10 protein-coding genes and 2 pseudogenes are annotated in these 9,462 nt (G+C 71.7%); 5 read left to right on the top strand and 7 right to left on the bottom strand.

Translation table 11 applies throughout. The features are described 5' to 3' along the window. Positions 1-1,160: pseudogene (locus SZ60_RS17515) on the top strand (hypothetical protein); the annotation flags it as partial. Between the two features lie 142 nt (positions 1,161-1,302). On the opposite strand, the gene SZ60_RS12095 reads toward SZ60_RS17515, so the two are convergent. Next, positions 1,303-1,905, bottom strand: a complete 603-nt coding sequence (locus SZ60_RS12095; RefSeq protein WP_043596278.1) for a hypothetical protein — start codon at positions 1,903-1,905, stop codon at positions 1,303-1,305. A 76-nt stretch (positions 1,906-1,981) separates the two neighbouring features. Here SZ60_RS12095 and SZ60_RS12100 point away from each other — a divergent pair, with 76 nt between their 5' ends. After that, complete coding sequence (locus tag SZ60_RS12100; RefSeq protein ID WP_043596280.1) at positions 1,982-2,578, top strand: hypothetical protein; 597 nt, start codon at positions 1,982-1,984, stop codon at positions 2,576-2,578. A gap of 29 nt (positions 2,579-2,607) precedes the next feature. Here the strand turns inward: SZ60_RS12100 and SZ60_RS12105 are convergent, their stop codons facing one another. Further along, a complete protein-coding gene (locus SZ60_RS12105) occupies positions 2,608-3,177 on the bottom strand; it encodes a GNAT family N-acetyltransferase (RefSeq protein ID WP_043596281.1) in 570 nt (189 codons plus the stop codon). A gap of 211 nt (positions 3,178-3,388) precedes the next feature. Here SZ60_RS12105 and SZ60_RS17280 point away from each other — a divergent pair, with 211 nt between their 5' ends. Further along, a complete protein-coding gene (locus tag SZ60_RS17280; RefSeq protein ID WP_156155597.1) occupies positions 3,389-3,541 on the top strand; it encodes a hypothetical protein in 153 nt (50 codons plus the stop codon). 25 nt (positions 3,542-3,566) lie between these two features. Here the strand turns inward: SZ60_RS17280 and SZ60_RS12110 are convergent, their stop codons facing one another. Next, positions 3,567-5,312, bottom strand: coding sequence for an MDR family MFS transporter (locus SZ60_RS12110; RefSeq protein ID WP_052505368.1), 1,746 nt, complete (start codon positions 5,310-5,312; stop codon positions 3,567-3,569). Positions 5,313-5,319: 7 nt separating this feature from the next. Next, a complete protein-coding gene (locus tag SZ60_RS12115) occupies positions 5,320-6,006 on the bottom strand; it encodes a TetR/AcrR family transcriptional regulator (RefSeq protein WP_052505369.1) in 687 nt (228 codons plus the stop codon). A 211-nt stretch (positions 6,007-6,217) separates the two neighbouring features. Between SZ60_RS12115 and SZ60_RS12120 the strand changes: the two genes are divergently transcribed. Continuing rightward, a complete protein-coding gene (locus tag SZ60_RS12120) occupies positions 6,218-6,481 on the top strand; it encodes a hypothetical protein (protein ID WP_043596283.1) in 264 nt (87 codons plus the stop codon). 9 nt (positions 6,482-6,490) lie between these two features. On the opposite strand, the gene SZ60_RS12125 is transcribed toward SZ60_RS12120, so the two are convergent. Next, entirely contained in the window at positions 6,491-6,760 is a 270-nt protein-coding gene (locus SZ60_RS12125) for a hypothetical protein (protein ID WP_137848061.1), read from the bottom strand. A gap of 85 nt (positions 6,761-6,845) precedes the next feature. Beyond that, entirely contained in the window at positions 6,846-7,346 is a 501-nt protein-coding gene (locus tag SZ60_RS16600; RefSeq protein ID WP_052505370.1) for a MarR family winged helix-turn-helix transcriptional regulator, read from the bottom strand. 307 nt (positions 7,347-7,653) lie between these two features. On the opposite strand from SZ60_RS16600, the gene SZ60_RS12135 reads away from it, so the two are divergent. Continuing rightward, positions 7,654-8,952 (top strand): NAD(P)/FAD-dependent oxidoreductase, encoded by a 1,299-nt coding sequence (locus SZ60_RS12135; RefSeq protein WP_043596286.1) that lies wholly within the window; start codon positions 7,654-7,656, stop codon positions 8,950-8,952. Between the two features lie 199 nt (positions 8,953-9,151). Here SZ60_RS12135 and SZ60_RS17520 read toward each other — a convergent pair. Then, positions 9,152-9,462 (bottom strand): annotated as a pseudogene (locus SZ60_RS17520) (hypothetical protein); the annotation flags it as partial.

Genomic DNA, 9,462 nt, shown 5'->3' on the forward strand with positions numbered 1-9,462 from the left:
GCGACCCCGTGGAGGTCGGCGCCACGACCGGCTCGGGCGCGACCCCGACCGTCGCGCCCACGGAGGCCGCGGTGACGCCGGCCACGACGGATGCCTCCGTCCCGTCGACCGGCACCGACGCGAGCGTCCCCTCCGACCAGGACGCGACCAGCGCCTCCGGGTCCGAGACGGCCCCCGTCGACACCGACGCACCCGTCGACGACCCGGCGCCGGCCGACGCCGCGCCGGTGGAGACCGCCGCTCCGGCCGAGGTGGCTCCTGCGGACGAGGCCCCGATCGCTTCGGAGCCGGTCGTCTTCGGCGACGACTTCGAGGCACACCCCGGTACCGTCCTCACGGTCCGCGCCGTGGGCTTCACCCCGGCGGACCCGGTCACCGTCACCGTCACCGGTGACGGCGTGCCGAGCGACGCCGACTGGGCCTCCGTCCCCCGGTTCCTGGTCTACGGCCTCGACGACGGCAGCGCGAGCACCTTCGTGAGCATCCCCGCGGACTTCCCCGTCGGGGGTGTCGTCACGGTCACCTTCTCGGACGCCCATGAGCTGACGGCCTCGGCCGACTTCGACGTGACGCCGTTCGCCGCGGCCCCCCACCTCGAGCCCCCGGTCGACGCGACCGCGGGCGTCGTGACGGTGAGCGGCGAGAACGCCGTCCCCGGTGGCTACGCCCTCGTCGAGCTCTACGACGCCGAGGACGCTCCGATCGACGACGAACCGACGCAGTTCGCCGCCGCGGCCGACGAGGTCGAGCCCGTCCTCGTCGACGTCGACCCCGTGCCCTACGAGACGACCGGCGGAGCCGTGACCGTCGTCCCCGTCGACGCGACGGGCCGGTTCTCGGCGCGGTTCGTCCTGCCCGCGGGCGACTTCGCGGCCGATGCCCTCACCTTCGATGCCGACCAGACGACGTTCAGCGACTTCTCGAACACGGTCGTGTTCTCGGTCGCCCCGGCCGTCACCGTCCCCGCCGCGACGAACCCGGGCACGGTCGCCCCGGCCGCACTGCCGGTGCGTCCCGTCGCCGCCGCGACGCCCGCCCGCGCGACGTCGCTCGCCTACACCGGGTCGGAGCCCGCGGGCGCGCTGACCTGGGCCCTCGGTGCGGTCCTCGCCGGTGCGGGTGCCCTCGTCGCCGGGCGCTTGCGCCTGCGCCGCCGCTGAGCCCGACCCGACTGATCCGCGGCCGTCACGCGGCCACGAAGTACACAGCCCGCCACGACATCTCGTGGCGGGCTGTTCACTTCTTGGCGGGTAGGTCGTGCGGACGTGCGCACGTGCAGACGTGCGCCAGGGCGCCGGAGCCTCAGGGCGCGGGCTCGCCCGCTGCGGGCGGGTCGCGGACGACCTGCTCGGCCCCGGCCTTGTCCAGCGTCCCCGGGAAGTTGAACCGCCCGAACGTCCCGGTGGGGTCGTGCGGGCTCACCGGGCGGGCGATCGAGGAGGCGCGGATCACCTCGATCAGCAGGTCACGTCGGGCGTCGTCGAGCGCGGGCGTCGACCGCTCCCTGAGCAGCACGGACGCCGTCGGCCCACGACGTCGGCCGATCTTGAGCAACAGGCCGGCCCGGTCGCCGTCGCTCAGCCCCACGAGTTCGGCCCGCTCGACCTCGTCGAACGGCACGACGCGATGGCGGATGCGCAGTCGACGCCCCTCGAGGTCGATGGCGAAGGGGGCATTCAGCCACAGCACGACGTTCCACCCGATCGCGGCGGCGGTCGCCCAGAACACGAACGAGATCGGCACGGCGATCGGGCCGAACAGATCGACCAGCGACTCGCCGCCTCGAGAGAAGAAGGCTCCGGCCGTCCCGAAGATCACGATCGCCGGCAGGAAGACCCGCATCGCCCGCACCAGCACCCGCTGCTTCGGCTCGTCGTCGAACACGACCCAGGTCTCGTCGGACATGCGGTCACGGTACCGGGCGGCGGCTCCGGAGGCACCGAGGTGGGCCCGCCACTCCCCCTGGTGTAGACAATCCCTCATGGACAAGGCCGTTCCCGACCCGCCCCGGAGCCGCTCGGAGCAGAAGCTGCGGGGCGGCCAGTGGTGGACGCTCGGCTGGGGCGCGCTGCTGACCGTGCTCTTCGTCGCCCAGTCGTCCTGGCGCTTCACGACCGACGGCCCCGACGGCCTCTGGTACGTCATGGTGGCCCTCATCGTCGTGTACGTCGTCGCCCTGGTCGGCCAGGTCCGGCGCGTCTTCGCGATCACGTCCTGGCGACGACTCCCCGTGGAACTCGGCGAGCGCCTCCTCTGGGGCACCTTCGCCGACCGGGTCCTGCCGACAGGAGGCGCGGCCCACCCCGGTCGCTTCGCCCTGTCGACGACGCGGTTGCGCTACCTGCCCGACCCCATCTCGCGCCTCCGTGGGGTGACGGGCGAGGAGTGGCCCGCCACCGCCCTGCACGACGTCCGTGTCACTCCGGTCGACGAACGTCGGCGCCGCCGCGGTGGCCGCTGGGTGATGGTCGACGTCGAGGGCGGCGCCCCGATCACGCTGATGTCGAACGAGGCGCACCTCGTCGCCGACGAGCTCTTCGAGGCGCTCCGCGTCGCCTCGCCGGCCGCCCGCGACTGACGTCCCCGACGGACTCGCGCCGCGCCCGCTCAGGCGAGCCGCGCCTCCAGACCGGAGCGCACGTCGGGCCACTCGCCGCGCACGATCGAGAAGTAGGCCGTGTCGCCCACGGTGCCGTCGGCGGCGATGCGGTGCGACCGGAGCACGCCCTCGGGCACGGCCCCCAGCCGGCGGATCGCCGCAGCGCTCCGCAGGTTGCGGGCGTCGCATCGCAGCGCGACCCGGTTGAGCCCGAGGGTGTCGAACGCGTGCGTGAGCAGCAGCAGCTTGGTGGCGGGGTTCGTCCGTCCTCCCCAGAAGGCGCGGCCGTACCAGGTGCTGCCGATCTCGACCCGCCCCTGCGCCACCGCGAGGTCGTACAACGTCGTCGTGCCCCGCACCTCGCCGTCGGCCTCGCCGCGCACCGTGAACGCGAGGGTCGTCGGGTTCGCGACCTGCGCCTCCACGTGCTCCGCGTAGGCCGCGACGCTCGCCGGACGCGACGTCACCATGCCCGCCCACAGCCCGTCGTCGGTCAGCGGCCAGAGAGCGGCCGCGTCCTCGACCCCGAGCGGTTCGAGCCGCACGCCGTGCCCCACCAGCGCGACGTCGTGGATCATCGGCCCTCACCTCGCGTGCTCATGCGCACGATCCTAGGGACCGTGGACGAGGAGGCGCGGCGCCGGTCCCCCGACACCGGTCCCGACGCCCCGCGCGCATCCGCTACGGTGATCGATCACAGCCCACGAACTGGGGGCCGCGGCACGACCCCACCGTGCCGCACCATCGTCTGACGCGTCCGACCCGACGGGCCCGCCCGAGGAGACACCCATGAGCACCCACAGCACCCCCACCCGCCTGCGCGAGGACGACGTCGACGGCGTCGTCTGGGACACCGCCCAGGAGGCGCGACTCGCGTCCGCCCCCGCCCGCACCTCGACCGCGGCCGCGACCCTGCCCGCCCAGGGCCCCGCCGCCGTCTGACCCGGCGCCCGCGCGATCCGACCGACTACGGGCGGTCGGCGTCGGCCCGCTCGTCGACCCCGTCGAGCGGTGCGACCGGAGCCCCGGTCGCCACCGCACCGGCGGTCGCGGCCTCCGACGCCGTCCCCGCACCGCGCTTCGCGGCACGCCCCGTGCCACGCCCCTGCGCGGCGCGCTCGGCCGCCTCGAGCTGCTCGGCCTCGTCGCCCGACAGCGCTTCGCCGCGGGACACCATGCCGGCCACGTCGGAGAGCTTGATCTGCGGCAGGAAGAGCGAGAGCACGAACGCCACCGCGATGAACGGGATGAGGTAGGCGAAGACCGGTGCCAGCGAGTCGGCGTAGGCCTCGACGACCAGGCGGCGGATCTGTTCGGGCAGCTGGTTCAGCGTCGCGGGGTCGAGCGTGGCCGTGGCCTGTGAGGCGTCGCCCGCCGAGGCCCCGGCACCCGTGAACACGTCCGTCAGGTTCGAGGTGAGCCGGCTCGTGAACAACGCGCCGAAGATCGCGACGCCGAGCGCGGCGCCCACCTCGCGGAAGTAGTTGTTCGTGCTGGTCGCCGTACCCACGTTCTGGGCGTCGACCGAGTTCTGCACCACGAGCACGACGACCTGCATGATCAGACCGAGGCCCGCGCCGAAGAGGAAGAGGAACACGCAGATCAGCCAGAGCGGGGTGTCGGCGGTCAGGGTCGTGAACAGGGCCATGGCGATGCCGGTCAGGATCGTGCCGACGACCGGGAAGACCTTGTACTTGCCGGTCTTCGTGATCAGGTTGCCCGACAGGATCGAGGTGCCGATCAGGCCGACCATCATGGGCAGCAGCAACAGGCCCGAGACCGCGGCCGAGGCGCCCGACGACATCTGCAGGAAGGTCGGCACGAACGCGATGGCCGAGAACATGCCGATGCCGAGCACGAAGCCGACGGCGGTGGCGAGCACGAACACCTTGTTGCGGAAGAACGACAGAGGGATGATCGGGTCGTCCGCGCGCGACTCGACGAGCACGAACAGCGACGCCGCGATCACGACGCCGGCGCCCCAGAGCCAGGTCTCGGGCGCACCCCAGCCGTGGTCGTCCTGACCGCCGAACTCGGTGAAGAAGATCAGGCAGGTGGTCGCCGCCGACAGCAGCACCACGCCGAGCACGTCGATGCGCTTGGTGGCCTTCTTGCTCGGCAGCGTCAGGGCGGCCCAGGTGATGGCGAACGCCGCGATGCCGACGGGGATGTTGATGTAGAACGCCCACTGCCAGGTGAGGTGGTCGACGAAGAAGCCGCCGAGCAGCGGCCCCCCGATGGCCGACAGGCCGAAGACCGCGCCGAGCGGGCCGAGGTACTTGCCGCGCTCGGAGGCCGGCACGATGTCGGCGATGATCGCCTGCGACAGGATCATCAGACCGCCGCCGCCGAGGCCCTGGATCGCGCGGAACACCACGAACATCCAGAAGTCGGTGGCGAAGGCGCAGCCGATGCTCGCGAGGGTGAAGATCGCGATCGCGACGAGGAAGAGGTTGCGACGACCCAGGACGTCGCCGAACTTGCCGTAGATCGGCATGACGATGGTCGTGGCGAGCAGGTACGCCGTGGTGATCCAGGCCTGGTGCTCGACGCCGCCGAGCTCGCCGACGATCGTCGGCATGGCCGTCGACACGATCGTCTGGTCGAGGCTCGACAGCAGCATGCCCGAGATGAGGGCGCCGAAGATGATCCAGATGCGTCTCTTCGTCAAGAGGAAGGGCGCGTCGGCCTTCGCTGCGGTGGTGGTCGTCATGGCTGGGTCACAGCGCCTTTCGGTCGTGGTCGGCAGGGTGGGTCGGGGCGGGCGGGGAGACGGGGCCACGAGGCGCGGCGGCGCCGAGGAGCTCGCGGGCGATCACGAGCTGGTCGGCGAGGACGGCGTCGAAGCGCTCGTCGTCCCGCCCCTCGGCGGAGAAGAACCGTTCGAAGGCCCGCTGGACGAGCCCGGTGAGCAGGGTCACCGCGACGTCGATGCGGGGATCGCCCACGTCGAGCCCCTCGTGTGCGGCGACGGCCGAGACGACGCGTCGCCGCTGCTCGTCGCCCTGCCGCATCATGGCGCCGAACAGGCGGGGCTCGCGGTCGAGTGCGGCCTTGAAGTGCGCGGCCTGCCCGCGGGTGAGGCCGACGTTCTCGACACGCTCGACGACGAGCGCGCCCAGGTCGTCGAAGACGGTGGACAAGGGCGGGAGGCGCGGGTCGCGTCGCGAGGACGAGTACCCGTCGAGGGCCTCGTCGTCGTCGTCGAGCGCGACGCCGACGACGACGTCGTCCTTCGACGCGAAGTGGTTGAAGAACGTGCGACGCGAGATGCCGACCGAGGCGCAGAGCTCCTCGATGGTGAAGCCGGCCAGTCCGTGCTCGGCCGTCAACCGCCGGGCGGCGGCGGTCAACTCGAAGCGGGTGCGCAGTCGACGCTGGGCCGTCTTGCCGGCGGTCGTGGCCATCGCGCGCCTCCTGGTCTCGTCGCTCTCGTGATCGGCGACGTCGCCGGGGCCTCGCGGCCGAAGACGATGATTGCACTTTCACGCCGGGAGTGCAATCGCGCATCCTGTGAACCCCCCTGCCCGGCGAGCCGGCTGGGGGCTACGCGGCAGAAGCATCCGCGTCCCCTGAGAACGCCGCCGTCGGACGTCAGGTGTTGCCTACGCTGAGCGGATGAGTGCACCGAGAGCCCGCCGCGTCTGCCTGTCGGTCGCCGGTTTCGCCCTCGTGGCGATCGGCCTGGCCGTCTTGGCGTTCACCTTCGACTGGGACGCCCCCACGATGTTCGGCCTGCCCGCCGGACTCGCCGGCTTCTCGCTGATGGTCGCGGGTGCGATCGTCGCCGAGGTCGGCTTCCGCGGAGCGGTCAAGGCGCGGAGGCGCGAGGTCGCGACGCGTCGGCGCTCCCACGTCACCGACCTCGAGCGCACCTCGTAGCGGTCGCCGTCAGACGGTCAGCCACTTGATCGCCGGGTAGAGCACCCGGGCGATCTTGCGGGGGCACGGGAACGACGTCTGCGTGCCGTCTCGCTCGTTGAGCGTGATGACCGGCCGATCCGCGACCGTCGAGTAGTCGACGGTCTCGAGGGAACCGGCGGGGATCTCGTGCGTGGTGGGGCGGCCGGCGGTGTCGCGGAGGACGTAGACGAGACGGTCGTCGTGCACCTGCATGCCGTGCTGCGCACCGCCTGCCGTCCAGGTCACCGAGAGTCTCACGAGCCGACCCTAGCGGGTCGCCGGGCCGCGAGGGCCGGAGCGTCGTCCACCAGCGTCCCCCCAGGAGGCGCGGCGTCGGTCGTTCTCACGGCGTCGCGACCCCGAGGGCGTCCCCCAGGTCGCGGAAGACCGCCTCGGCGACGGGCCGACGGGACGCGGACAGCGCCTCCCGCACGACTCGCCCGTAGAGGATGCCGGCCTCGTCCACGCCGCTCGACCCCTCGGCGGTGAGCGCCAGGACGAAGCTGCGGCGGTCGGTCGGGTGCTGGAGTCGGACGACGAGACCGGCGGCCTCGAGACGGTCGGCGAGGGCCGTCATGGCACCCGACGAGAGCCCCAGGGCTTCACCGACCTTCTTGGGCGGGGTGTCGCCGTGCACCGAGAGGTGCACCAGGGCGAGGTAGTCCGTCGCCCCCACGCCCATGCCCTTGGCCATCCGGTCGTTGACGGAGGCGATCCGGGACTGCAGGTGTTGCAGCGCGACGAGCACGGGCGTCACGTCGTCGGTCCGTGGCTCGGAACGGGTGTCGGCACGGGTGTCGGCACGGGGCGCGCCGGTCGTCTGCGCATCGGGGGCGGGGGTCATCGGGTCTCCGGGAGGGATCGGATCGGGCGCGGCGCTCGTCTCTCGGACCGGGGGTTCGGGTCCCGCCCGACGACTGCACGACACATGTCGCTTATCGGGCAAGCAACTCGATCACCAAGTAGTTAGATGATCGTACCATCCGTGTACGGGCCCCGGAAGGCCCCCGCTCGCGGGTCGTTCGTCGATGCATCCGGTGCACGATCCGTCTCGTGAGGCGAGTAAACTCGCGGCGGACTCGGCGCCAGGGTCCGGCCAACCGGGGTCGACGACGATCCGACGACACGATCGACACCGCAGGAGCAACCCCATGACCGCAGACCCCCGCCCCCACGTCGTCATCGTCGGCGGCGGCTTCGCCGGCATCGCGGCGATGAGGTCCCTGCGAGACGCCGACGTCCGCATCACCCTGATCGACCGCCACGTCTACAACATGTTCCAGCCGCTCATGTACCAGGTCGCCACCGGTGGCCTCAACGCGGGCGACGTCACCTACTTCCTCCGCAGCCTGAGGTCCAAGCAGTCGAACGCCGAGTTCCGCCACGGGCTGCTCACCACGATCCGCGCCGACGAGCGCATCATCACCCTGCGCGACGGTGAGGAGATCGCCTACGACGCCCTGGTCCTCGCCAACGGCGTCAACACCAGCTACTTCGGCACCAAGGGCGCCTACGAGTACGCCTACTCGATGTACTCCCGGTCACAGGCGCTGCGCATCCGCGACGAGCTCTTCACGCAGCTCGAGAACGCCGCGGCGTCGGTGGGCAGCGGCGAGGTGCGCGTCGTCATCGTCGGTGGCGGCGCCACGGGCGTCGAGATGGCCGGCGCGCTGGCCGAACTGCGCGACCAGGCCTTGAAGGACGCCTACCCCGAGATCGACGCGTCGAGCATCACGATCACCCTCGTGCACCGCAGCGGAGAATTGCTCAAGCCCTTCTCCCCCCGTCTGCGCAAGTACGCCGCCAAGGTGCTGCGCAAGCGCGGCGTCGACCTGCGGCTCGACACGGGTGTCGAAGAGGTCCGTCCCGACGGCGTCGTCGCCGCCGACGGCGAGTTCATCCCGGCCGAGCTCGTCATCTGGGCCACCGGCGTCGCGGCCCACGCCGAGGTCGCCTCGTGGGGCGTGCCGCAGACCCACGGCGGACGCATCCAGGTCGACGACGACCTCACGGTCAAGGGCTTCGACTGCATCTTCGCCGCAGGTGACATCGCCGCCACCGACGACGCCCTCGCTCAGCTCGCCCAGCCGGCGATCCAGGGAGGCGAGCACATCGGCGAACAGATCGTCCGCCTGCTCGCCGGCAAGAAGCTCGTGCCGTTCAAGTACCACGACAAGGGCACCATGGCCACGGTGGGCACGAACGCCGCCGTGGTGCAGTTGCCCAACGGCTTCACGCTGACCGGCCCGGTCGCCTGGCTGCTGTGGGTGTTCGTCCACATCACGAGCCTGCTCGGGAACGGCAACCGGCTCTCGACCCTGACGCACTTCTTCGTGCGCTACCTCTGGGCACTCCGCAAGCGGGCCATCCCCATCGTGGGCGACGTCCGGCCGGTCCGGCCGAACGGTGACCGGGCGCCCGAGAAGTGGCAGACCGAGAAAGCCGAGTAGCGGCCGGCCGCTGAGCGCCGACGGCGCGGTCCTGCCGGCCCGCGCCTCCGCGCCTCGTGCCTTCCGCGCCTCCCCCCGGAGCGCGAAGAACCCCGTTCCGAACCATGAACCCAGAAGAAACGGGGTGCATGGTTCGGAACGGGGTTCGAGGCTGATCCGGTCGGGACCAGCCGGGCCGGCGTTCAGCCGGTCTCGGGTGTTACTCCGTGGCGGCGGTGATCTTCGCGACGCCGACGAGCATCTCGTCCTGGACGGCGTCGGTCTTGAAGGTCTGGTTCAGCAGCGACGCGGCGTCGGGGCTGATGTGGACGGTGGTGCCCTCGAGGACGGCGTTGGAGCCTTCCATCTGGATCGGCTTGAGCGTGCCACCCCAGAGGTTGAACAGGTAGGCGTCCTCGGCGGCGACGGCACCGTTAGCGGTGACGGTGCCGTAGAGCTTGCTCTCACCCGGGTCGATGCGGAAGTCGGTGAGTTCGACGACGGTGCCGTCGGCCGAGGTCAGCGACAGGC

The sequence above is a fragment of the Frigoribacterium sp. MEB024 genome (assembly GCF_000878135.1).
In the GTDB taxonomy this organism is placed as follows: Bacteria; Actinomycetota; Actinomycetes; order Actinomycetales; family Microbacteriaceae; genus Frigoribacterium.

Bases quoted from the DNA above. Each gene is read 5' to 3' on its own strand.
- SZ60_RS12095 (WP_043596278.1), bottom strand. From the start codon at position 1,905: ATGTCCGACGAGACCTGGGTCGTGTTCGACGACGAGCCGAAGCAGCGG.
- SZ60_RS12100 (WP_043596280.1), top strand. From the start codon at position 1,982: ATGGACAAGGCCGTTCCCGACCCGCCCCGGAGCCGCTCGGAGCAGAAG.
- SZ60_RS12105 (WP_043596281.1), bottom strand. From the start codon at position 3,177: ATGATCCACGACGTCGCGCTGGTGGGGCACGGCGTGCGGCTCGAACCG.
- SZ60_RS17280 (WP_156155597.1), top strand. From the start codon at position 3,389: ATGAGCACCCACAGCACCCCCACCCGCCTGCGCGAGGACGACGTCGAC.
- SZ60_RS12110 (WP_052505368.1), bottom strand. From the start codon at position 5,312: ATGACGACCACCACCGCAGCGAAGGCCGACGCGCCCTTCCTCTTGACG.
- SZ60_RS12115 (WP_052505369.1), bottom strand. From the start codon at position 6,006: ATGGCCACGACCGCCGGCAAGACGGCCCAGCGTCGACTGCGCACCCGC.
- SZ60_RS12120 (WP_043596283.1), top strand. From the start codon at position 6,218: ATGAGTGCACCGAGAGCCCGCCGCGTCTGCCTGTCGGTCGCCGGTTTC.
- SZ60_RS16600 (WP_052505370.1), bottom strand. From the start codon at position 7,346: ATGACCCCCGCCCCCGATGCGCAGACGACCGGCGCGCCCCGTGCCGAC.
- SZ60_RS12135 (WP_043596286.1), top strand. From the start codon at position 7,654: ATGACCGCAGACCCCCGCCCCCACGTCGTCATCGTCGGCGGCGGCTTC.